At 64.7% G+C, this 22494-nt stretch carries 20 protein-coding genes; 12 read left to right on the forward strand and 8 right to left on the reverse strand.

The window, feature by feature from the left end:
- Window positions 1-54 precede the first annotated feature (54 nt).
- The 5 genes from J7I84_RS18615 (at window position 55) to J7I84_RS18635 (ending at window position 7493) form a co-directional block, all read left to right on the forward strand.
- Entirely contained in the window at window positions 55-1818 is a 1764-nt protein-coding gene (locus tag J7I84_RS18615) for an ABC transporter family substrate-binding protein (RefSeq protein WP_214946008.1), read from the forward strand.
- Between the two features lie 278 nt (window positions 1819-2096).
- Window positions 2097-3785, forward strand: a complete 1689-nt coding sequence (locus J7I84_RS18620) for an ABC transporter substrate-binding protein (protein WP_214946009.1) — start codon at window positions 2097-2099, stop codon at window positions 3783-3785.
- 126 nt (window positions 3786-3911) lie between these two features.
- Complete coding sequence (locus J7I84_RS18625) at window positions 3912-4841, forward strand: ABC transporter permease (RefSeq protein WP_214946010.1); 930 nt, start codon at window positions 3912-3914, stop codon at window positions 4839-4841.
- Entirely contained in the window at window positions 4831-5775 is a 945-nt protein-coding gene (locus J7I84_RS18630; protein WP_214946011.1) for an ABC transporter permease, read from the forward strand. Before J7I84_RS18625 ends, J7I84_RS18630 begins: the two co-directional genes overlap by 11 nt.
- A gap of 11 nt (window positions 5776-5786) precedes the next feature.
- The gene (locus tag J7I84_RS18635; RefSeq protein WP_214946012.1) at window positions 5787-7493 is read left to right on the forward strand and encodes an ABC transporter ATP-binding protein; all 1707 of its coding nucleotides are present in this window, start codon (window positions 5787-5789) and stop codon (window positions 7491-7493) included.
- Window positions 7494-7595: 102 nt separating this feature from the next.
- Here J7I84_RS18635 and J7I84_RS18640 read toward each other — a convergent pair whose 3' ends face one another.
- Window positions 7596-8498 carry an SGNH/GDSL hydrolase family protein gene (locus J7I84_RS18640; RefSeq protein ID WP_214946013.1) on the reverse strand — a complete coding sequence of 301 codons (903 nt, stop codon included), beginning with the start codon at window positions 8496-8498 and terminating at the stop codon, window positions 7596-7598.
- A gap of 272 nt (window positions 8499-8770) precedes the next feature.
- Between J7I84_RS18640 and typA the strand changes: the two genes are divergently transcribed.
- The gene (gene typA, locus J7I84_RS18645) at window positions 8771-10699 is read left to right on the forward strand and encodes a translational GTPase TypA (protein WP_214946014.1); all 1929 of its coding nucleotides are present in this window, start codon (window positions 8771-8773) and stop codon (window positions 10697-10699) included.
- A gap of 54 nt (window positions 10700-10753) precedes the next feature.
- Here typA and J7I84_RS18650 read toward each other — a convergent pair whose 3' ends face one another.
- Window positions 10754-10996, reverse strand: coding sequence for a hypothetical protein (locus tag J7I84_RS18650; RefSeq protein WP_214946015.1), 243 nt, complete (start codon window positions 10994-10996; stop codon window positions 10754-10756).
- 137 nt (window positions 10997-11133) lie between these two features.
- On the opposite strand from J7I84_RS18650, the gene fdxA reads away from it, so the two are divergent.
- The 3 genes from fdxA (at window position 11134) to J7I84_RS18665 (ending at window position 14151) form a co-directional block, all read left to right on the forward strand.
- On the forward strand, window positions 11134-11460 hold the full coding sequence (gene fdxA / locus J7I84_RS18655) for a ferredoxin (protein WP_013601705.1): 327 nt from the start codon (window positions 11134-11136) through the stop codon (window positions 11458-11460).
- Window positions 11461-11474: 14 nt separating this feature from the next.
- Entirely contained in the window at window positions 11475-12635 is a 1161-nt protein-coding gene (dapC, locus tag J7I84_RS18660) for a succinyldiaminopimelate transaminase (protein ID WP_214946016.1), read from the forward strand.
- A gap of 229 nt (window positions 12636-12864) precedes the next feature.
- Window positions 12865-14151 carry a citrate synthase gene (locus J7I84_RS18665; RefSeq protein ID WP_214946017.1) on the forward strand — a complete coding sequence of 429 codons (1287 nt, stop codon included), beginning with the start codon at window positions 12865-12867 and terminating at the stop codon, window positions 14149-14151.
- Window positions 14152-14309: 158 nt separating this feature from the next.
- Here J7I84_RS18665 and galE read toward each other — a convergent pair whose 3' ends face one another.
- The gene (galE, locus tag J7I84_RS18670) at window positions 14310-15323 is read right to left on the reverse strand and encodes a UDP-glucose 4-epimerase GalE (protein WP_214946018.1); all 1014 of its coding nucleotides are present in this window, start codon (window positions 15321-15323) and stop codon (window positions 14310-14312) included.
- A 101-nt stretch (window positions 15324-15424) separates the two neighbouring features.
- Here galE and J7I84_RS18675 point away from each other — a divergent pair, with 101 nt between their 5' ends.
- Both J7I84_RS18675 and J7I84_RS18680 read left to right on the forward strand, forming a co-directional pair.
- Window positions 15425-16033 carry a TetR/AcrR family transcriptional regulator gene (locus J7I84_RS18675; RefSeq protein WP_214946019.1) on the forward strand — a complete coding sequence of 203 codons (609 nt, stop codon included), beginning with the start codon at window positions 15425-15427 and terminating at the stop codon, window positions 16031-16033.
- Window positions 16034-16148: 115 nt separating this feature from the next.
- Entirely contained in the window at window positions 16149-16760 is a 612-nt protein-coding gene (locus J7I84_RS18680) for a hypothetical protein (protein ID WP_214946020.1), read from the forward strand.
- 26 nt (window positions 16761-16786) lie between these two features.
- On the opposite strand, the gene J7I84_RS18685 is transcribed toward J7I84_RS18680, so the two are convergent.
- Both J7I84_RS18685 and dapD read right to left on the reverse strand, forming a co-directional pair.
- Window positions 16787-17644 (reverse strand): hypothetical protein, encoded by an 858-nt coding sequence (locus J7I84_RS18685; protein WP_214946041.1) that lies wholly within the window; start codon window positions 17642-17644, stop codon window positions 16787-16789.
- A 22-nt stretch (window positions 17645-17666) separates the two neighbouring features.
- Window positions 17667-18695 carry a 2,3,4,5-tetrahydropyridine-2,6-dicarboxylate N-succinyltransferase gene (gene dapD, locus J7I84_RS18690; protein WP_214946021.1) on the reverse strand — a complete coding sequence of 343 codons (1029 nt, stop codon included), beginning with the start codon at window positions 18693-18695 and terminating at the stop codon, window positions 17667-17669.
- A 51-nt stretch (window positions 18696-18746) separates the two neighbouring features.
- Between dapD and dapE the strand changes: the two genes are divergently transcribed.
- Window positions 18747-19883, forward strand: coding sequence for a succinyl-diaminopimelate desuccinylase (gene dapE / locus J7I84_RS18695; protein WP_214946022.1), 1137 nt, complete (start codon window positions 18747-18749; stop codon window positions 19881-19883).
- Between the two features lie 83 nt (window positions 19884-19966).
- Here the strand turns inward: dapE and J7I84_RS18700 are convergent, their stop codons facing one another.
- From J7I84_RS18700 to J7I84_RS18710, 3 genes are all read right to left on the reverse strand, one after another.
- The gene (locus J7I84_RS18700; protein ID WP_214946023.1) at window positions 19967-20806 is read right to left on the reverse strand and encodes an amino acid ABC transporter permease; all 840 of its coding nucleotides are present in this window, start codon (window positions 20804-20806) and stop codon (window positions 19967-19969) included.
- Entirely contained in the window at window positions 20803-21453 is a 651-nt protein-coding gene (locus J7I84_RS18705) for an amino acid ABC transporter permease (RefSeq protein ID WP_214946024.1), read from the reverse strand. The genes J7I84_RS18700 and J7I84_RS18705 overlap by 4 nt, the downstream gene beginning before the upstream one ends.
- Before the next feature lie 85 nt (window positions 21454-21538).
- A complete protein-coding gene (locus J7I84_RS18710; protein WP_214946025.1) occupies window positions 21539-22426 on the reverse strand; it encodes a glutamate ABC transporter substrate-binding protein in 888 nt (295 codons plus the stop codon).
- Window positions 22427-22494 lie beyond the last annotated feature (68 nt).

The following is a 22494-nucleotide window of genomic DNA, read 5'->3' on the forward strand; positions in this document are numbered from 1 at the left end:
GTGATCGCAGCGGCCCCAGTCCCCTCCGGAGAGGGAAAACCACAAGGAGGCGGCATGCCGGTCCGGCGTCTGATGCAGTTGCTTATTGCCTCGTTGGCGGCTGCCCTGGTTCTTTCGGGTTGTTCGGGCGCCAGCGCCCCGTCCGTGGTGGTGGGGGAGGCCAAGCGCGGCGGCAGTGTCACCGTGGCCGAGGTCAACGCATTCTCCTCGTTCAACCCCTACAGCGCCAACGGCAACACCGACATCAACTCCAAGATCGGTGCCATCACGCACTCGGGCTTTTTCTACCTCGACGCCAGCTCCAGGGTGGTCCGCAACGACAAGTTCGGGCACTTCGAAAAGGTCTCGGACCAGCCGCTCAAGGTGAAGTACACGGTCAACGACGGCGTGAAGTGGTCGGACGGCGCCCAGATCGGAGCTGCCGACCTCCTGCTGAGCTGGGCCGCAGGGTCGGGTTACTTCGACGACGTCGACCCCGCCGCCGCCGGCAAGGGCACCAAGTACTTCTCGGTTGCCTCCGACACCACAGGGCTGGCGGGTACCCTGTTTCCCGAAATCGGGTCGGACGGCCGTTCCATCACCATCGAGTACGCCGCACCGTACGCTGACTGGGAAGTGGCGTTCGACGTCGGACTCCCGGCCCACGTGGTCGCGGCCAAGAGCGGGCTCAACGATGAGCAAGACCTGGTCAAGCTGCTTAAGGACACGCCGCGCGGCAACCCGGACAAGCCGGCGCCGCACCCGGCCCTCAAAAAGGTCAGCGACTTCTGGAACACCGGTTTCAACACAAAATCCGTTCCGGACGACCCCGCGCTCTACCTGTCCAGCGGTCCCTACATCGTGCGCGACATCGTGCCGGAAGTGTCGATGAAGCTGGTCCGCAACCGGGACTACGTGTGGGGCGCGGAACCTTGGCTGGACGAGATCAATGTCAGGTTCACGGGCGCAGTGCCGGCGGCAGTTGATGCCCTGCGCAACGGCCAGGCAGACATCATCTCGCCCCAGCCCTCGGCTGCCACGGACAATCTGCTCACCGGCCTGTCAGGCCAAGGGATCACCGTTGAACGGTACAAACAGTCCGGCTACGACCATCTGGACCTCAGCTTCTCCGGGCCGTTCGCCGACAAGGATGTCAGGGAAGCCTTCCTCAAAACGGTGCCGCGGCAGGCGATCGTGGACGCCGTGGTGGGAACCCAGGGGCCGGACAACGCGCCGCTGGATTCGCAGGTGTTCCTGCCCGGTCAGCCCAAGTACGACGACACCGTGAAGAACAACGGGTCTTCCGATTACGCCAAGGTGGACATTGATGGGGCCAAGAAGCTCCTGAAGGATGCCACTCCCAGCATCCGCATTCTTTATAACCGGGACAATCCGAACCGGGCAAAAGCGTTCGCCCTCATCCGCGATTCAGCCGGGCTGGCGGGATTCCGGGTTATCGACGGCGGGCAGGGAAGCGCGGACTGGGCTGCCGCGCTAAGCCGGGGTGGCTATGACGCCGCCCTGTCGGGCTGGATCGGGTCAGAGGCCGGTGTCAGCAGGGTGCCGCAGATCTTCCGGACCGGGGCAGGCAGCAACTTCACGGGATATTCCGACGGCGACGCGGACAAGGTCATGGAGCAACTGGCCGTGACCACCGACCTGGGCAAACAGGACGAGCTCCTGGCCGAAATCGACAAGCACATCTGGGAGGACGCGTACGGCCTCCCGCTCTACCAGACCCTGGGAACAACGGCCTTCAGTTCCCGTGTCACCGGCGTCAAGACCAGCCCCGGGCCACTCGGCGTGTGGTGGAACGTGTGGGAGTGGCGGCTGTCCTAGCTGCAGCCACGCCCTGTTTAGGGCCCTTTGGCCCTTGCGGCGCCGATTCGCCGTCAGGCTTACCGGCGAGTAGCATGTGACGTGCCTAACTATCCACCCTTGAATGCGGCATTGCACTGCGCCGGTCACGGTTTGGCAACGGAGTACCAATATCTGGACTACGTGCGGTTAGGCTAACTCGTATTATGTAGGTTTCGTCACAGCGCTGAGCTGCGTCCGGCCTGCGGGGAAGCACAAGATTCCCCTATATCTCTCTCCCACAACTCATAGGAGGCGGAATGCGTTTTACGCGCACTTCCAAAGCATTGGGCATCGTGGCCATCGCCGCGCTTGCCCTGACCGGATGCGGCACCGGCGGCGGTGGCAGCAACGACGGTGCCAGCAGTGCCGCCGGCGATCCGAACAAGGTCATCACGGCCTACAGCAACGAACCACAAAACCCGTTGCTGCCGGCCAACACCAACGAGGTCTACGGCGGCCGGGTCGTCAACCTGCTGTTCGAAGGCCTTCGCAGCTACGACGCAAACGGCAAGGCCGTCAATGCGCTGGCCGATTCCATCGAGTCGTCCGACGCACAGAACTGGACCATCAAGGTCAAGCAGGGCCAGAAGTTCACCAATGGTGAAGCCATCACGGCCAAGACGTTCGTTGACTCCTGGAACTTCGCCGCCAACTCCAAGAACCTGCAGAACAACGGATTCTTCTTTGAATCCATCGCAGGCTACGACGATGTCTCTGCCGTAGATTCCACCAAGGGTGCTGATGGCAAGACCACCACCACGCCCGCCCCCAAGGCTGACAAGATGTCCGGTCTCCAGGCAACCGATGATTCCACCATCACGGTTAAGCTCGCGCAGCCTGAAGCTGACTGGTCCCTGCGCCTTGGCTACTCGGCGTTTTACCCGTTGCCTTCCGCAGCCCTGGCTGACCCCAAGACCTACGGCGAGAACCCGGTAGGAAACGGTCCCTACAAGTTCGAGAAGCAGGGTTCCTGGGTCCACGACCAGTCCATCACGCTCGTAAAGAACCCTGACTACAACGGCACCCGTGCAGCGAAGAACGGCGGCGTGACCTTCAAGTTCTACACCGATCCGGGCCCCGCATACACGGACCTTCAGTCAGACAACCTGGACATCACTGACGTTCTGCCGTCCAACGCACTGAAGACCTACGTCAACGACTTCCCGGACCGGAACGCCACCAAGGCCGTCGCCACCGATTCCACCCTGAACATCCCGGGCTACAACCCGAACTTCCAGGGAGAAGCTGGCAAGCTGCGCCGCCAGGCACTGTCCTACGCCATCAACCGCGAGGAAATCGCCAAGGTGGTCTTCAACGGCACCCGCACCCCGGCCAAGGCATTCGCCCCGCCGGTCATCGATGGCTTCAAGGAAGGCATCAAGGGCAGCGAAGTCCTGAACTTCGATCCCGCGAAGGCCAAGGACCTGTGGGCGCAGGCCGACAAGATCCAGCCGTATGACGCTTCCAAGCCGCTCCAGATTGCCTCCAACACCGACGGCGGCAACAAGGAATGGATTGACGCTGTCGCCAACGGCTTCAAGAACAACCTCGGCATCCAGGCTGAGATCCAGCCCTTCGCCAAGTTCGCTGAAGTCCTGAACCTGCGCAAGTCCCAGCAGCTGCCGGGCCTGACCCGCGCAGGCTGGCAGGGTGACTACCCGTCGCTCTACAACTTCCTGGGACCGGTCTGGGCAACGGGCGCTTCCTCCAACTACGAGAAGTACTCGAACCCCGAGTTCGACAAGCTCCTCAAGGATGGCCTGGCCGCCAAGAGCACCGACGAGGCCAACGCCAAGTTCAACCAGGCGCAGGAGATCCTGTTCCAGGACCTGCCGGGCCTGCCGCTTTGGGACCAGGCACGGCCGATCGTGTGGAGCAACAACATCACGAAGGCCGAGACCGGCTGGAACGGTGAAATCCTCTACTACGGCATTACCGCAAAGTAGTCACCAGATCTAACTTGCCGTCAGGCTGATGGGGGTTCCGGTTCCGTCCGGGCCCCCATTGGCTTGCAAGCGGCAGGAAGGCATTCATGAACGCGTTTTCCCCCTTACCGGAAGGCAGGTGATCCTGTGATCCGGTTCATTCTGCGCCGACTCCTGCAGGTGATCCCTGTTTTCATCGGCACTACCCTTTTGGTGTACTACATGGTGTTCGCCCTGCCCGGCGATCCCATCGCCGCGCTGTTCGGCGACCGCCAGCCCCCGCAGGCCGTCATTGACACCCTGCGCAGCCAGTACAACCTGGACCAGCCGTTCTGGGTCCAGTACGGCCTGTTCCTCAAAAACCTCTTCACCTTCAACCTGGGCAACGACTTCACCGGCCAGCCCATCGCCGCCAGCCTTGCCCGTGTCTTCCCCGTGACGGCGATGCTCGCCGTCGAGGCACTCGCCATCCAGGCCATTTTCGGGGTTGCGTTCGGCGTCTTCGCCGGCCTGCGCCGTGGCGGCTGGTTCGACTCCACCGTCCTGGTGGCTTCCCTGGTTGTGATCGCAGTCCCCACCTTCGTCCTGGGCTTCGTTTTCCAGCTCGTCTTCGGCGTGCAGCTCGGCTGGGCCAAACCCACCGTGGGCGCCAACGCCAACTGGGGAACCCTGCTGTTGCCGGCAGTGGTTTTGGGACTCGTCTCCTTCGCCTATGTCCTCCGGCTGACCCGCGCGTCAGTCAGCGAGAACATGAACGCCGACTATGTGCGGACAGCCACCGCCAAAGGCCTTTCCCGGCCGCGGGTGGTCCTGGCCCATATCCTGCGCAACTCGCTGATCCCCGTGGTGACCTACCTGGGCGCCAACCTGGGCGGCTTGATGGGCGGTGCCATTGTTACGGAGGGCATCTTCAACGTTCCCGGCGTAGGCAACAAGCTCTACCAGGCTGTTCTTCGCAGTGAAGGCCCCACCATCGTCTCCATCGTCAGCGTGCTGGTGCTGGTGTTCGTGGTAGCCAACCTGCTTGTCGATCTCCTGTACGCCTGGCTTGACCCGAGGATCCGCTATGACCAGTAATAACAGCCACTTCGTGGCCCCCATCGACGAGACACCGCTGCAGGCAACGGACGCCGTCAAGACTGACCAGGCCCCGCTCAGCCTGTGGGCAGACGCGTGGCGCAAGCTCCGCCGTCGGCCGCTGTTCATTATCTCGGCACTGCTGATCATTGCCTTGATCGTGATTGCTTTGTTCCCGGGCCTCTTCACGTCTACCCCGCCCAACGCAGGCTGCGAGCTTTCCAATTCAGAAGGCGCCCCCACCGCCGGGCACCCCTTCGGCTTCACCTTCCAAGGCTGCGACGTGTACTCCAGGGTCATCCACGGCACCCAGGCCTCCCTTTCCGTTGGCCTGCTTTCCGTACTGTGCGTGCTGGTCATCGGCGTGACGCTCGGCGCACTTGCCGGTTACTACGGCGGCTGGATCGATGCCGTACTGGCCCGGCTGGGCGACATCTTCTTCGCCCTGCCGCTCGTCCTGGGCGCGCTGGTAATCACGCAGCTGCCGCTGTTCCGCGAGAACAAGAGCGTGTGGACGGTGGTGTTCGTTATCGCGCTCCTGGCCTGGCCGCAGATGGCCCGCATCACCCGTGGCGCGGTCATCGAGGTACGGAACGCGGACTTCGTCACCGCTGCCCGCGCCCTTGGGGTGTCCAAGTTCGGCGCCCTGCTGCGCCACGTCCTGCCGAATGCGCTTGCTCCCATCATCGTCCTGGCGACGCTGGAGCTTGGCGTGTTCATCGTGGCCGAAGCCACCCTGTCCTTCCTGGGCATCGGTTTGCCGCAGAGCATCATGTCCTGGGGTAATGACATCGCAGGGGCACAGGCATCGATCAGGACCCGGCCGGAAATCATGCTCTACCCGGCCGCGGCGCTGTCCATCACGGTACTGAGCTTCATCATGCTGGGCGACGCCGTGCGTGACGCCCTCGACCCGAAGAGCCGTCAGCGATGAGAGATAAAGAGATGACAAGTCCAGACGTCCGCATTGACGAGACCGGTGCCACCGGCGTCCGGCCGCTGCTCGAAATCCGCGACCTCGCCATCACCTTCAAGACCGGCAGCGGTGAGGTCAAGGCGGTGCGGAATGCGCATCTGACCATCATGCCCGGCGAGACGGTGGCCATCGTGGGGGAGTCCGGCTCCGGCAAGTCCACCACCGCACTGGCCGCCATCGGCCTCCTGCCCAACAACGGCAAGGTGTCCGGCGGCCAGATCCTGCTCGACGGCGAGGACATCGCCCATGCCAGCGAGCAGCGCATGATCGAGCTGCGCGGCAACACTATTGGCATGGTCCCGCAGGACCCCATGTCCAACCTGAACCCGGTGTGGAAGATCGGCTACCAGGTCCGGGAAACACTGCGGGCGAACGGCCGGCCCAGCGGACCGGACGATATCGCCAAGGTGCTGTCCCAGGCGGGGCTGCCGGACGCTAAGCGCCGGGCCAACCAGTACCCGCACGAGTTCTCGGGCGGCATGCGCCAGCGTGCCCTGATCGCCATTGGTCTCTCCTGCCAGCCGCGCCTGCTGATTGCGGACGAGCCGACGTCGGCCCTCGACGTCACCGTCCAGCGGCAGATCCTGGACCACCTGGAGACCATGACCAACGAGCTGGGCACCTCGGTGCTGCTCATTACCCACGACTTGGGCCTGGCAGCCGAGCGTGCCGACAAGGTCGTGGTCATGTACCAGGGCCGCGTCGTTGAAGCGGGGCCGTCGCTGGAACTGCTGCGCAATCCGCAGCACCCGTACACCAAGCGTCTCGTGGAGTCCGCACCCTCCCTTGCCAGCCGCCGCATCCAGGTGGCCAAGGAACAGGGTGTGGAGACGGCCGACCTGCTGGCGCCTGCCGCTGAAACAGTCAAGCCGGAGACCTTCCTGCAGATCCAGGACCTGCGGAAGGTCTACAAGCTCCGCTCAGGGCTGGGCAAGGCGACGGACTTCGCGGCCGTCGACGGCGTGAGCTTCGACGTCCGGCGGGGAACCACGACGGCGATCGTGGGGGAGTCGGGGTCCGGCAAGTCCACGGTGGCCAAGATGGTGCTCCAACTGGAAAAGCCGACGGACGGCAGGATCCTGTTCGACGGCGTTGACACCTCGGCCCTGAAGCCTGCCGAACTGTTCAAGTTCCGCCGGCGTGTCCAGCCGATCTTCCAGGACCCGTACGGCTCGCTCGACCCGATGTACAACATCTACCGGACGATCGAAGAACCGCTGCGCGTCCACAAGATCGGGGACCAGGCCAGCCGGGAGAAGAAGGTCCGGACACTCCTGGACCAGGTGGCCCTGCCCCAGTCCGCCATGCAGCGGTATCCGAACGAGTTGTCAGGCGGGCAGCGGCAGCGCGTCGCCATTGCGCGGGCGCTGGCGTTGGATCCCGAGGTCATCATTTGTGACGAGGCAGTTTCCGCCCTGGACGTGCTGGTGCAGGCGCAGGTGCTGAACCTGCTGGCCGATCTCCAGGCCAACCTCGGGTTGACGTACCTGTTCATCACCCACGACCTCGCTGTGGTGCGGCAAATCGCGGACCACGTGTGCGTGATGGAGAAGGGCCGCCTGGTGGAGACAGGATCCACGGACGAGGTCTTCGAATCGCCCCAGCAGGACTACACCAAGGCACTGCTCAACGCCATCCCCGGCGCGAAGCTGATGCTTCCGCCTGAGGTGGCATAGCGGGAAGCCTCCTGTAGACAGGTGGAGCCGGGACCTCTGGGTCCCGGCTCCACGTGTTTACATTGTCTACAGTCATGGATTGATGTTCTGCAGGCTGGCTTGTCAGTCCTGCAACGTGCTGTCGCTGCCAGGCACTGCAGCGAGGGCGGCCTGCTCCGCTCCCGGTTTCCGGTCCAGCCCGAGTTCCCGCAGCCTGCCCGCAAGAATTCCGCCGAGAGCCGCGCGGCCTTCGGCGTTCATGTGAACCGCATCAGCGAGGTCCTTTGCCAGCCCGTACCTGGTCAGCCAATCACCCGCGGAGACAAAGGGCAGCCCGTTGGCTGCCGCCACGGCACCCAGCAACGCGTCCACCTCGCTCCGGCGGCCGCCGCCGTCGTTCGCCCCGCGCGCCAGGGTGCCGATCATCGCCAGCCGTGTCCCGGGATAGCGGGCACGCAGTTCAGCGATCAGCCTCTCGGCGTTTCGTGTGATCTGCACGTTGCTCGCGCCTCCGGCGGCATCATTCCCGCCACCCTCGATCACAACCAGTGCGGGCGTGCCGGAGGGAAGCAGCCAGTCACCGCGCTGCAGGGCGTCCACGTAATTACCGGTGGCGCCGTTCGCTGCCACGTAGCCGGTGCCGCCGCGGCCGCAGAAGTACACGTTGTACCCAGCTGCGGCGAGGCCCACGCGAGGCCAGCCATCAGTGGGTTCCGACTGCGAATCCCCGATCAGCAGGACGGTCATGCCGACGTCCGGCAGGACTGCTTCGAGCCTTCCGTTGCCCGGATTCCGGACCTGGGAAGTGGCCGCCACCGCCTGCATCGCGCTGCCCTGGTTCCCGGCTGCTGCCTCGCCGCCGGCTGCTTGGCCTGCGGCTGCCCGGGCCGGGCCGTTGTCGGAGGAGCCGCCCGAAAGTCCGTTGCCCGTGGGTCCCAAGAATCCGGCGACCGCCACGAGTCCGGAAACCACTGCGGCGGCGCCCCATGCGGCACCGCGGAGGATGCTGGCCTTGTCAGGGGGCATCGTTGTCTCCGGCGTTCTCAAAGGTCGGGCTCTATGTCACCCACATCATGCCACGCACGCAGAACTGTCAGTGAACTTGGTCACATCCCATTCCGGGGATGCCTGATCGCGGCGTCTCCGGCGGCCGTGAACCCCGCCGAAATTTAGGCCATCACTTGCCCCAGCAGTTAGACTTGGAAAAGGAGCCCTGTGCTAAGGGCCTGATCTATCGTGCGTTTCGGTTGGAAATGTTGCGATGACTACACCTGACCCACGGAATCGAGTCTTTACGCATGTCTGAAACCACCACCAACACCGCGGTAGCCACTGCATCACGCAGTGACCTCCGCAACGTCGCGATCGTGGCCCACGTTGACCACGGCAAGACCACCCTGGTCGATGCCATGCTCAAGCAGACCAACTCCTTTGCCGAGCACAACCACCTCGAAGACCGCGTGATGGACTCCGGTGACCTGGAGCGCGAAAAGGGCATTACCATCCTGGCCAAGAACACCACCGTGGCCTATAACGGTCCGTCCTCCAACGGCGAGACCATCACGATCAACGTGATCGACACCCCCGGCCACGCCGACTTCGGCGGCGAGGTGGAGCGCGGCCTGTCCATGGTTGACGGTGTCGTCCTCCTGGTGGACGCTTCTGAAGGCCCGCTCCCGCAGACCCGCTTCGTGCTGCGCAAGGCCCTCGCCGCGCACCTGCCCGTCATCCTGCTGGTCAACAAGACCGACCGCCCCGACGCCCGGATCGAGGAAGTTGTCCACGAGTCCATGGACCTGCTCCTGGGCCTGGCCTCCGACCTCGCCGATGAAGTTCCGGACCTCGACCTGGACAAGATCCTCGAAGTCCCCGTTGTTTACGCCGCCGCCAAGGTTGGCCGCGCGTCCCTCGAGCAGCCCGCCGACGGCACCGCCCCGGAAAACGAGGACCTGGAGCCGCTGTTCAAGACCATCATCGAGCACATCCCCGCTCCCACCTACAACCCGGAAGGTGTCCTGCAGGCGCACGTCACCAACCTGGACGCCTCCCCGTTCCTGGGCCGACTGGCGCTGCTGCGCATCTACAACGGCACCCTGCGCAAGGGCCAGACGGTTGCCTGGGCACGTGCCAACGGTGAGCTGAAGAACGTCAAGATCACCGAACTGCTGGCCACCAAGGCCCTGGACCGTGTTCCGGCCGAGTCCGCTGGCCCGGGTGAGATTGTCGCCGTCGCCGGTATCGAGGACATCACCATCGGTGAGACCCTGACCGACGCCGAGAACCCGCAGCCGCTGCCGCTGATCACCGTGGACGATCCCGCGATCTCCATGACCATCGGTATCAACACTTCCCCGCTGGCCGGCAAGGTCAAGGGCGCGAAGGTCACGGCGCGCCAGGTCAAGGACCGCCTTGACAAGGAACTGATCGGTAACGTCTCCATCAAGGTGTTGCCCACCGAGCGTCCCGACGCCTGGGAAGTCCAGGGCCGTGGCGAGCTGGCGCTGGCCATCCTGGTGGAGCAGATGCGCCGCGAGGGCTTCGAGCTGACCGTTGGCAAGCCGCAGGTTGTCACCAGGATTGTCGACGGCAAGGTGCACGAGCCGATGGAGCACATGACCATCGACGTTCCCGAAGAGTACCTGGGCGCCGTCACGCAGCTCATGGCTGCCCGCAAGGGCCGCATGACCAACATGGCCAACCACGGCACCGGCTGGTGCCGCATGGAGTTCATCGTTCCGGCCCGTGGCCTGATCGGTTTCCGCACCCGCTTCCTCACGGACACTCGCGGCGCAGGCATTGCCGCCTCTATCTCCGAAGGCTACGAGCCGTGGGCCGGCCCCATCGAATACCGCACCAACGGTTCGATGATTGCCGACCGCGCGGGTGTTGTGACCCCCTTCGCCATGATCAACCTGCAGGAACGCGGCTCCTTCTTCGTGAAGCCCACGTCCGAGGTCTACGAGGGCATGATCGTGGGCGAGAACTCCCGCGCCGACGACATGGATGTCAACATCACCAAGGAAAAGAAGCTCACCAACATGCGTGCCGCTTCGTCTGACACCTTCGAGAACCTGACCCCGCCGCGCGACCTCACCCTTGAAGAGTCGCTGGAATTCGCCCGCGAGGACGAATGCGTTGAGGTGACCCCGGAAGCCATCCGCATCCGCAAGGTCATCCTGGACACCAATGAGCGGTCCAAGGCCAACCGCGCCCGCGCCAAGGCCTAGTAGCTCACCAAGTCCCCAGAACGCCACCGGTACTGCACCGGTGGCGTTCTGCGTTTAAGCGCGGGCCGGCCGGCGGCTCGGGGGAGCGGGCGGGACCTCCTTGGCGGCCACCACAAGCTCAAGGGGAATTACGACGTCGGACTGGCGGGTACGGACGGTGCAGGAACCGGCGTCGCAGGCCAGCAGGTGGCCCAGGGCATCCGTGAGGCCACCCTCGATCCGGTAGCGCACCACCACCCGGGTACCGGGCTCAGCCGAGGCGAGGAAGCGGGCGGGCGCAGGCACTGGCAGACTCACCAGTTCATACTAGGGGCGCCGGCTAGGTTCGCGGGAACGGGCTGGGAGATAATAGGCTCAGATGTCAACAGTCCGGCCGTGCCGCCGGATGCAAGAGCCGGCGGGAAGCCGGAACCCAACGTGGAGAGGCCAGGGACGTGACGTACGTAATCGCGCAGCCGTGTGTGGATGTTAAGGACAAGGCATGCATTGAGGAGTGCCCGGTCGACTGCATCTATGAGGGCGAGCGTTCGCTGTACATCCATCCGGACGAATGCGTCGACTGCGGCGCCTGCGAGCCGGTGTGCCCGGTGGAGGCCATCTACTACGAGGATGACACCCCGGAGGAATGGGCAGACTACTACAAGGCCAACGTCGAGTTCTTCGATGACCTCGGTTCCCCGGGCGGCGCGGCCAAGATCGGCAACACGGGCAAGGACCACCCGATGATCGCCGCCCTGCCGCCGCAGAACCAAGACCACTGACGCGGACGGACAACGTGACCGCAGCAGTGAATTCGTTTGGCCTGAACCTGCCCGACTACCCGTGGGAGGCCATGGCCCCCTACGTGGCCAAGGCCTCGGAGCACCCGGGCGGGGTAGTCAACCTCTCCATCGGAACCCCGGTGGATCCCACGCCCCAGTTGGTCCAGGACGCCCTGAAAGCGGCCTCCAATGCCCCAGGCTATCCCACCGTTCACGGCACCCCTGCGCTTCGGGAAGCCATCGCCGGCTGGTTCGAACGCCGCCGTGGCGTGTCTGGACTTGATCCCCGCAACATCATGCCAACCGTAGGCTCCAAGGAACTTGTTGCGTGGCTCCCGCTGCTGCTGGGCCTGAAGCCCGGGGACGTCGTCGTACGCCCAAAGGTGGCATACCCTACGTACGATATCGGCGCCACCCTCGCCGGGGCCACTTCCGTTGCCGCCGACAATCTGGACGAGCTCGATGATGCCACCCGGTCGCGCGTGCGCCTCATCTGGGTCAACTCGCCCGGCAACCCCACCGGCAGCGTCCGGGACGCCGGGTCGCTGAAAGCCCTGGTGGCGCAGGCCCGTGACCTGGGCGCTGTGGTGGCGTCGGACGAATGCTACGCCGAGCTTGGCTGGGGCGACTGGGACGTCCAGCGCGGCGGCCGGCGCGTCCCCAGCATCCTCGATCCCCAGGTGGCCGGCGGCTCACACCAAGGCCTGCTTGCCGTGTATTCGCTCAGCAAGCAATCCAACTTGGCGGGCTACCGGGCGGCATTCGTTGCCGGTGATCCGGACCTGATGCCGAACCTGGTCAACAGCCGCAAGCATGCGGGGATGATCGTCCCCTACCCGGTCCAGGAGGCCATGCGGGTGGCGCTGGGCGATGATACCCACGTCGAGGCCCAGAAGGACCTGTACCGCGGCCGGCGCGAACGCCTTGTGCCCGCGCTGCTCGATTTCGGCCTGGAGATCAAGGACTCCGACGCCGGCCTGTACCTGTGGTCGACGGCAGGAGAGGATACGTGGGCAACGGTGGACCGGCTTGCCGATCGGGGCATCGTGGTGGGGCCGGGCGTCTTCTACGGAGACGCGGGCAACGGTTATGTCCGGGTGGCCTTGACCGGATCCGATGAGCGGATTGACGCCGCTGTTTCACGGCTGGCGGATCCAGCTCCCACGGGCACGTAATAATCATGTGACTCGTCCCACATCCGGGGCATTTTAGGCCGGACGGGAAGGCTACGGATTAGTGACACCCGCCAAGGAGCGGTACTTTTTAAGTTGACGATCAATGGTGGCTTTCTACAAGAAGGCAGCCCGGGTGTTGGAACCTGTCTCCTCAGGCTTCGTGCACGGCTCACCTGATGTTGGATCAAGCTTTCGACAGAGGCCGAAGACGCCTCATGAAGGGGACTCCATGACTGAGACCAACAATGCTGCGACCCTGCTCCACGCAGGTGGCGAGCTGAAGCTCCCGCGCATCCAGGTTGTTGAAGGGAACGAAGGCTACGACGTCTCCAAGCTGCTGAAGCAGACCGGTGCCGTGACCTTTGACCCCGGCTTCATGAACACCGCAGCAACCACCTCCGCCATCACCTACATCGATGGCGATGCGGGCATCCTGCGCTACCGCGGATACCCCATCGAGCAGTTGGCGCAGCACTCCAGCTTCCTTGAGGTGTCCTACCTGCTGATCTACGGCAACCTGCCCACGCCCACTGAGCTGGACGAATTCGACCAGAAGATCCGGCGCCACACCCTGCTGCACGAGGAGCTCAAGGGCTTCTTCGGTGGCTTCCCGCGCGACGCGCACCCCATGCCGGTGCTGTCCTCTGCCGTGTCCGCGCTGTCCACGTTCTACCAGGACTCCCTGGACCCGTTCAATGCCGAGCAGGTGGAGGTGTCCACCATCCGCCTCATGGCCAAGCTGCCGGTCATCGCCGCATACGCGCACAAGAAGTCCATCGGCCAGCCCATGCTGTACCCGGACAACTCCATGAACCTGGTGGAGAACTTCCTGCGCCTCAGCTTCGGCCTGCCCGCCGAACAGTACGAGGTGGACCCGGTGGTCGCCAAGGCCCTGGACCTGCTGCTTATCCTGCACGCGGACCACGAGCAGAACTGCTCCACTTCCACCGTGCGACTGGTGGGCTCCTCCAACGCCAACCTCTTCGCCTCCGTTTCTGCCGGGATCAACGCCCTCTTCGGCCCCGCCCACGGTGGCGCCAACGAGGCCGTATTGAAGATGCTCCGCCAGATCCAGGCCGAGGGCCTCAAGCCCGAGGACTACATGGAGAAGGTCAAGAACAAGGAGGACGGCGTCCGCCTCATGGGCTTTGGGCACCGCGTCTACAAGAACTACGATCCGCGCGCCAAGATCGTCAAGGCCACGGCCCACGAGATCCTCAGCAAGCTCGGCGGCAACGACGAACTGCTGGACATCGCCATGCGGCTGGAAGAGAAGGCCCTCAGCGATGACTACTTCATCCAGCGCAAGCTCTACCCGAACGTGGACTTCTACACCGGCCTGATCTACAAGGCCATGGGCTTCCCGGAGAAGATGTTCACGGTCCTGTTCGCCATCGGCCGCCTGCCGGGCTGGATTGCCCAGTGGCGCGAAATGATCAGCGACCCGAACACCAAGATCGGCCGCCCGCGCCAGCTGTACATCGGAGAGCCGGAGCGGGACTACCCCGCCCGCTGACCGTCCCCGCCGGCTTCCGGCACAAGGCAATGACGACAACGGCCGCCCACCTTCCACAGGTGGGCGGCCGTTCCGCGTTTAAACACCATCGATTGCTGCGTACTTGTCGTTCTGGGGCTCCAAAACGACAAGTACGCAGCAATCGATGGGAGGGAATGCTACGAGGCGTAGCCCTGGGGGTTGTTCTTCTGCCACCGCCAGTGGTCCTCGCACATCTGGTCCACGGTCTTGGTGGTGGACCAGCTGAGGTCCGCCAGGGCTGAGGTGGCGTCGGCCCAGAAGGCCGGAAGGTCGCCCGCCCGGCGGCCGGTGATCTCATAGGGGATGGGCTTGCCCACTGCCTTCTCAAAGGAGCGCAGCACCTCCAGGACGGAGGAGCCTTTGCCGGAGCCCAGGTTCCAGCGGAAGACGCCGGTACGGTCAGCGATGTGGTTGAGCGCAGCCACATGTCCGTCGGCCAGGTCCACCACGTGGATGTAGTCGCGCAGGCAGGTGCCGTCCGGGGTGTCGTAGTCGCCCCCGAAGACCATGAGCTTCTCGCGGCGCCCCACGGCCACCTGGGCAATGAACGGGACGAGGTTGTTGGGGATGCCTTGTGGGTCCTCGCCGATCCGGCCGGAAGGGTGGGCGCCCACCGGGTTGAAGTAGCGCAGCAGTGCTATGTGCCAGCGGGAGTCGGCGGCGCCGAGGTCGGACAGGATGTCCTCGATCTGTTCCTTGGTGCGCCCGTAAGGGTTGTTGGCGCCGATCTCCATCTTTTCCATGTAGGGGATGGGGTTGTGTTCGCCGTAGACGGTGGCTGACGAGCTGAAGACGATGGACCGGACGTTGTGCCCGTCCATGACCCGGACCAGGTTCAGGGTGCCCACCAGGTTGTTGTAGTAGTACTTGAGCGGCTCCTGCACCGATTCCCCTACGGCTTTCAGGCCCGCGAAGTGGATGACGGCCTCGATGCCTGCCCCGTCAAAGACTTTTTCGACGCCGGCCTCGTCCACCAGGTCCACGTTGTGGAACTCTGCGGTCTTGCCGGTGAGTTCGGCCACGCGGCGCAGCGACTCCTCGCTGGAGTTGACCAGGTTGTCGATGACGACCACGTCGTGGCCGGCTTCCTGCAGGGAAAGAACAGTGTGGGAACCGATGTAGCCGGTGCCCCCTGTGACCAAGATTTTCATGCCTCAACGCTATCCCACGCGGAGTGTTGGCCGCCGCCGTGTTCCGGATGGCGGGCGCCGTGTGACAGGGCAGTGGAAGCACAAGTGTGCTAATAAGAATGGTGCCCAAAATTGTAGATGCCGAGGCCCGGCGGCAGGACGTGGTTCAGGCGGTCCTCCGCATCATTGCCGTGGACGGGCTCGAGCGGGCGTCGCTGCGGGAAGTAGCGGACGAGGCGGGACTGGCAGTGGGTTCTGTCCGGCACTACTTCCAAGGCAGTGAGGAGCTGCTGGCCTTTACGTTCGGAACCGTGGTTGACCGCGTGGTCGGCCGGCTGGAGGGCCTGCTGCCGGCGGTGGAGGAAGCTGCCCACGGCAGTCCCCGTCAACGGGAGGCTGTCTTAACCCTTCTGGGTGGCATGCTTCCCCTGGATGAGGAAACCGCCGTGGAGGCTTGTGCCTGGCTTGCCTTCAAGAACGCAGCACGCATCCGGCCGTTCCTTGCCGCGGAAGCGGACCGCAGCCACCGCGAAGTCGCGGCCATCGTGGGGGGACTCGTCGCAACCCTGCTCCCTGACCACGAACCGCAGGAGAACTTGGTGGTGGAGGCGGAGCGGCTCCTGGCCGTGCTGGACGGACTGTGCATGCACGCCCTGCTGCAGCCGGACTGGATGACGGCGCGCATGTGCCGGGACGTGCTTGAGCGCCACCTGGACGGGCTCGCACGGTGAGCGATCAAAAGCCTGTCCCTGCACTACCGTGAACTGGCTGCGGGAATAGACTGATAGCCGGGTAGGCAGGACCGGATCATGAGGCCGGCATCAGTAGGCCAGGGAAGGACTTTGGATGCGTCACGCAAGCGGGTCAGGGTGGCAAATCACCACCGATACGTCCGGGCCAATGATGATTGCCCTTTACGTCCGGGACACGGCTGGCCTGAACGGAGTGGGGCGTCCCCTGCTCTCCCATGCGTCCCCCAAAATCCGCTGCGCCGACCACACCCATCTGACCGCAGACGTTGGCGGCTTCGGCGCGTTGAAGACCGAGTGGGAGGCGTGGTGGGAGCAGCTGCTGAAGGCCCATCCGCACACATCCCCCGAACTGTCCCCGCCCGGGTTTGAAGCTTTCGGCAACTCTCCGGCCCTCCAACGGGTCCTGCAGGCCCATTTCGGCTCTGCCCTGACCTGGGCCAGGGAGCGCAGGAGCGAATATGCGGAGCTTGAAGCCGAGCGCGTGGCCAGCGGGGCGGACCAGCTGCTCGAGGACATGGTGGATGACCGGCTGATGGAAGTGGGGCGGGATTCGCGGGATTTCACGCTGACCATCATTGAGTTGCCGCTGGACGAGCAGCGGGCGTGGTACCTGGAACCGGACAAGATCATCATGAGCCAGGAGCTGATGGGCCAGCCTGAGCTGCTGCGCAGCTACGTCCAGCCGGTGCTGGAAATCCTGGTCTAGCCTTCACGGCAGGACGACGGCGGTCCTCACGTGCCGGCGTCGTCCTGCCGTATGGTGATGCGCACCTGCCCGTCGGCGGCCCCCGACGCCTGCCATCCGTCCCCGCCGGGCCGGCCCCAGCTGCGGCCCGCCACTTCCACCTTGGTCACAGCCAGGTCCTTGGCGTTCGCAACCGCCCACTGGGCAACCGACCACGCCAGCGCTCCGTCCGCCGCAACCACCAGGGTGGCGCCGTCCACCTGGGCATCAACGCCGCCGTAGGCCTGCTCAAGGTCGGTGGCCACTGTCGCGGAATTTCCCGCGGCTGTCGGGGAGCGAAGCGTGCATTGGACGGCCGCCGGGGTCTGTCCGGTAAGCCCGGAAGCGAAGGCCCTACCCATCTCCTCGTGCTGGGCATATGCCTTGGGGTAAGCGGAGCGCTGGACCTGCTGGGCCGCGTCAGTGATATCCAGCGTCTCGTATCCCGGGATCTTCACGAGGGCGTCATAGAAGGCGTTGACGGCGTAGTAGGGGTCCATGATCTGGGCCTCGGTGCCCCAGCCTTGCGACGGCCGCTGCTGGAACAGTCCCCGCGAGTCCGGGCCGGCCTGGTCACCGTGCCCGATGTTGCGCAGCTTGGACTCCTGCATGGCGGTGGCCAGGGCAATGGTGGCCGCACGTGCGGGAAGGCGCCGCCGGACGGCGGCGGCAGTGATCAGGGCTGCGTTGGCCGCCTGGTCCGGCGCCAGTTCCCCGGTCCGGTCCCCGGCCGTGGCAGTGCACCGTTCCGACACGAGGGTCTCGGAACGCTGCACAAAGTACACTGCCGTGTAAATGCCTCCCACTGCCAAGGCAAGGGTGAGGAGCAGCACCGCCAGGCGGCGCAGGCCGCGTCTGCGCGCCACAGACAGAGGTGCCACGAAAGGACTAGTTGGCGTGCAGGGCGTCGTTCAGTTCCACCGTTTGGCCCTTGCGGGGGAGGGCCTCCACTGCTCCCGTGGTGGAGTTGCGGCGGAACAGCAGGTTGGGTACGCCGGAGAGCTCGGCAGCCTTGACGATCCTGGTGGTGTCCTCGCCTACCTCGTCCTTCGGTCCCGGAACGCGGACCCGGGTGCCCGCCGTGACGTAGAGTCCGGCTTCAACCACAGAATCGTCACCGATGCTGATGCCCACGCCGGAGTTTGCCCCCAGCAGCACGCGTTCGCCGATGGTGATCTTTTCCTTGCCGCCGCCTGACAGGGTGCCCATAATGGAGGCGCCGCCGCCAACATCGCTGCCGTCACCGGTCACGACGCCTGCCGAAATGCGCCCCTCCACCATGGAGGTGCCCAGGGTTCCGGCGTTGAAGTTCACGAAGCCCTCGTGCATGACCGTGGTGCCCGCGGCGAGGTGTGCACCCAGGCGAACCCTGTCGGCGTCGGCAATCCTGACCCCGCTGGGCACCACGTAGTCCACCATGCGGGGGAACTTGTCGATGCCGTAGACGGTGACTGCGCCCCGGCGGCGCAGCTTGGCGCGCGTCAGTTCGAAGCCTTCGACGGCGGCCGGGCCAAAGTTGGTCCACACGACATTGGGGAGCTTGCCGAAGATGCCGTCAAGGTTGATGGTGTTGGGCTGGACCAGGCGGTGCGAGAGCAGGTGCAGCCGGAGGTAGGCATCCGCGGTGTCGGCGGGGGCCTCGTCCAGGTGGATCTGTACGAAGACCACCTTCTGCTCCGTGCCGCGGTCCTGGTCTGCGCCGTTCTCGGCGATGCTGGCCAGGACTTCGTCGGCATTGTCCACCGACCGGAGGTCCTGGGCTGCCACGCCGAGTGCCGGGGCGGGGAACCAGACGTCCAGGACCGTTGCCTCGCTGCCGGCTGTGGCGATGGTGGCCACGCCAAAGCCATAGGCGGAACGGTCATCAGCGTTGGAGGTCAGGGTTTCGGGCACAGCGGAGGAAGCGGTCTCAGTCATGTGCCCCAGTCTATCGAGGGCTGGGCGGGCGGTTCGAACTAGACTTGCTTCGTGACTGCTGAAACCGCCCCTGAATCTTCCGTGTCCACCCTTGACCTGCACCAGGACGTGGCGCTGCTGACCGCGGCACTCATGGACATCAACAGCGTGTCGGGCAATGAGAAGCAGCTCGCGGACGCCGTCGAAGCCGCCCTGCTGGAGATTCCCCAGCTCACCGTGCTGCGCGACGGCGACGCCATCATCGCCCGCACGGAACTGGGCCGCAGCGAACGCGTCATCCTGGCCGGCCACCTGGACACGGTCCCGCTGCCGCTGACTGAAGGCTCGAGAGGCACTGTCCCGTCCAGCTGGGACCCGGAAGTTCCGGGGGAGGGCATCCTCTACGGCCGCGGCGCCACCGACATGAAGGGCGGCGTGGCGGTCCAGCTGGCGCTGGCAGCCGGGATGTTCGACGGCGGCAAGCAGCCCAAGCGGGACGTCACCTTTGTGTTCTACGACCACGAGGAAGTGGAAGCGGTCAAGAGCGGCCTGGGACGGCTGGTCCGCAACCATGGAGACCTGCTGCAGGGAGACTTCGCCATCCTGCTGGAGCCCACGCACGGCACCGTGGAGGGCGGCTGCAACGGCACCAGCCGGTTCGAGGCCAGTACAACGGGCGAGGCTGCCCACTCGGCACGCGCGTGGATGGGCAGCAACGCGATCCATGCAGCAGCCCCCATCCTGGCCCGCCTGGCAGCCTACGAACCGCGGACCATCAACGTTGACGGGCTCGACTACCGGGAAAGCCTCAACGCGGTGAAAATCAACGGCGGCACCGCCGGCAACGTCATCCCGGACCGCTGCGTGGTGGAAATCAACTACCGGTTCGCGCCGGACAAGACTCCGGACCAGGCCGAAGCCCACGTCCGGGAACTGCTGGAGGGCTTTGACGTGGTCCGCACCGATGCCGCCGCGGGCGCGCGGCCCGGCCTGCAGCATCCGGCTGCCGCATCCTTCATCGCCGCCGTGGGAGCCGAGCCCAAGCCCAAATACGGCTGGACCGACGTCGCACGCTTCAGCGAGCTGGGAATCCCGGCGGTGAACTTCGGACCGGGGGACCCGCTGCTGGCGCACAAGGACAACGAGCACGTCCACGCTGACGCCATCCGCACATGCCTGGCCGTCCTGCAAAGCTGGCTCGCTGCCTGACGGGCCCCTATATGAAAAGGTCCGGAACTCCCCACGGGAATTCCGGACCTTTCTTGTTGGAGTGCCTTTTGCAGCTTCGAAGGTTAGGGAGCCGCAGCCTCCAGGACATCCGGTTGGGCCTTCGCCGTGCCGCCGGCGGCCTTCTTGGAGCCGCGGCGCTCGATCCATACGGCAAGCCGTGAGACCGAGATGTTGATGGCGATGTAGATGGCGGCCGCCACGAAGAAGATGGGGAACAGATACTGCGTACCCAGGAAGTCCGCCATGACCTGGACCGCGCGCAGCAGTTCGCCGTACGCCACGATGTAACCCAGCGAGGTGTCCTTCAGCAGGACCACCATCTGCGCTACGAGCGAGGGCATCATGCGGCGGATGGCCTGCGGCAGCTCGATCAGCATGCGCGACTTGTAGCTGGTCAGGCCGATGGCCAGGCCGGCTTCGCGCTGCCCCTTGGGCAGGGACTGGATACCGGCACGGATGATTTCGGCGAAGACCGCAGCGTTGTACAGCACCAGGCCGGCCACGACGGCCACGAACGCGGAGGTGCCGAAGCCCAGGAGGATGAAGAGCATCATCAGGACCACGGGCATGCCGCGCAGGAATTCCAGGATGACCCGCACGGGTACCCGGATGGCTGCGGCGTCCGAAATGCGCAGGAGGCACAGCAGCAGGCCCAGGGGGAAGGCGATGACTGCCGCAAGTGCCGCTGCCGAAAGGGTGGATCCGAGTCCGTTGCCCAGAAGGCGCCACACGTCGGCGCGCGTGAAGATCTGCCAGCGGCGCGCTTCGAAGATGCCCTGCTGCGCGAGGGTCATCACAACCCAGGCCAGCAGGCCAAGAATCAGCAGGCCGCCGATGATGGAGGCAATGAGGGAAACCCGGCGCGCTTTCGGGCCGGGGACGTCGTAGAGAACGGAACTCATCGGGCAATCGCCACCTTTCGTTCCACCGTGTTGGCGAGGATTCCCAGCGGAACGGTGAGGAGCAGATAGAAGAACGCCGTACCCAGCAGGACAGTGATCACGGCGTCACCGTTGGCATTGGCCAGCTGGCGGCCGTAGCCGAACAGCTCCAGGACGAAGAAGGCGCCGGCCACCGAGGAGTTCTTGACCAGGGCGATCAGGATGTTGATCAGCGGCGGGATCACCGTCCGCAGTGCCTGGGGGAGGATGATGAGCGAGAGAACCTGGCCGAACTTCATGCCGATGCTTCGTGCTGCCTCGGCCTGGCCCACAGGCACGCTGTTGACACCCGAGCGGACAGCTTCGGCGATGAACGCGGCGGTGTAGGTGCTGAGGGCGATGATGGCGGCGATCTCGAACTGCTCGAATTTGACCCCGATCCGGGGGAGCACCACCGCTGCGAAGAAGAACGCAATGGTCAGCGGGGTGTTGCGGAGGATTTCCACGTATACGGTGCTGAAACCGCGAAGGGCCGCAACCGGGGAGACGCGTGCCGCGGCCAGCAAGGTGCCGAGGATCAACGCGAAGATGCCGGAGACGACGGAGAGAAAGAGAGTGCGGAGAAAACCTTCCCAGTAGAGGGGCAGGTTTTCAAAGATGACGTCCATAAGATCCTTCGGCTGTAAGCGTGGACGGATTAAAGGCGGTGCCGCCGGGGCTGCTGAGCAGACCCGGCGGCGCGGCGGACGCTACTTAGTAACGGTTGATGGCCGGGAGGCTGGGTGCGGTCTTGATGACTGAACCTGCAGTGGCTTCCCAGGCCTTCTTGTAGGAGCCGTCCTTTTCGAAGGATTCCAGCTGGTCGTTGATCCAGTTGCGGAACTCGGTGTCGCCCTTCTTCAGGCCGATGCCGTAGGGCTCCTTGGTGAAGGTTTCCTCGGAGGCGAGCTTGAAGGCGTCCGGCTCCTTGTCAACGAAGCCGGCGAGGATCACGTTGTCCGTGGTCACGGCTTCGACCTGCTTGTTGCGCAGCGGCTCCAGGCAGGCGGAGTAGGTGGCGGCCGGGACCAGTTCCGCGCCGTACTTGTCCACAATGGTGGCGGCAGGGGTGGAGCCGGTGACGGAGCAGACCTTCTTGCCCTTGACGTCCTCGGGCTTCTTGATGGTGTCGTTGTCCTTGTTCACCATGAGGGCCTGGCCTGCTTCGTAGTACGGACCGGCGAAGTCGACAACTTCCTTGCGCTTGTCGCTGATGGTGTACGTGGCGATGACCAGGTCCACCTTGCCCTGCTGAATGAAGGGTTCGCGGTTTGCGGAAACGGTCTCGGACCATTCGATCTTGTCTGCGGGGATGCCCAGCTTGGCGGCGATCAGCTTGCCCATCTCAACATCGAAACCGACGGGCTTGCCGTCCAGGCCCACCTGGCCGAACAGCGGCTGGTCGAACTTGGTGCCGATCTTGATGGTCCCGGCGGAGGACAGTTTCGCCATGGTGGTTCCGGCGGCGAAAGACGGCTTTTCAACGGGGCTCGGGTTGCTGGAGCCGCCGGAGTCGCCGCCGCCGCAGGCGCTGAGGGACAGTGCGAGGGCGGCGGCAGCCGCCACGGCGAAGGACTTCCGCCGGGACATAAATGCCTTCATGACATTCCTTTCATTGATGGCCGTGGGTATTCCGGCCTGGATGCGAACTGAAGTGTGGTTGTCCGGCA

Source organism: Arthrobacter sp. ISL-85 (assembly GCF_018613675.1).
In the GTDB taxonomy this organism is placed as follows: domain Bacteria; phylum Actinomycetota; class Actinomycetes; order Actinomycetales; family Micrococcaceae; genus Arthrobacter.

Excerpts from the sequence above, each read along its gene's own strand:
- J7I84_RS18615 (WP_214946008.1), top strand. The coding sequence starts at position 55 with ATGCCGGTCCGGCGTCTGATGCAGTTGCTTATTGCCTCGTTGGCGGCT.
- J7I84_RS18620 (WP_214946009.1), top strand. The coding sequence starts at position 2,097 with ATGCGTTTTACGCGCACTTCCAAAGCATTGGGCATCGTGGCCATCGCC.
- J7I84_RS18630 (WP_214946011.1), top strand. The coding sequence starts at position 4,831 with ATGACCAGTAATAACAGCCACTTCGTGGCCCCCATCGACGAGACACCG.
- J7I84_RS18635 (WP_214946012.1), top strand. The coding sequence starts at position 5,787 with ATGACAAGTCCAGACGTCCGCATTGACGAGACCGGTGCCACCGGCGTC.
- J7I84_RS18640 (WP_214946013.1), bottom strand. The coding sequence starts at position 8,498 with ATGCCCCCTGACAAGGCCAGCATCCTCCGCGGTGCCGCATGGGGCGCC.
- typA (WP_214946014.1), top strand. The coding sequence starts at position 8,771 with ATGTCTGAAACCACCACCAACACCGCGGTAGCCACTGCATCACGCAGT.
- J7I84_RS18665 (WP_214946017.1), top strand. The coding sequence starts at position 12,865 with ATGACTGAGACCAACAATGCTGCGACCCTGCTCCACGCAGGTGGCGAG.
- galE (WP_214946018.1), bottom strand. The coding sequence starts at position 15,323 with ATGAAAATCTTGGTCACAGGGGGCACCGGCTACATCGGTTCCCACACT.
- J7I84_RS18680 (WP_214946020.1), top strand. The coding sequence starts at position 16,149 with ATGCGTCACGCAAGCGGGTCAGGGTGGCAAATCACCACCGATACGTCC.
- dapD (WP_214946021.1), bottom strand. The coding sequence starts at position 18,695 with ATGACTGAGACCGCTTCCTCCGCTGTGCCCGAAACCCTGACCTCCAAC.
- J7I84_RS18700 (WP_214946023.1), bottom strand. The coding sequence starts at position 20,806 with ATGAGTTCCGTTCTCTACGACGTCCCCGGCCCGAAAGCGCGCCGGGTT.
- J7I84_RS18705 (WP_214946024.1), bottom strand. The coding sequence starts at position 21,453 with ATGGACGTCATCTTTGAAAACCTGCCCCTCTACTGGGAAGGTTTTCTC.
- J7I84_RS18710 (WP_214946025.1), bottom strand. The coding sequence starts at position 22,426 with ATGAAGGCATTTATGTCCCGGCGGAAGTCCTTCGCCGTGGCGGCTGCC.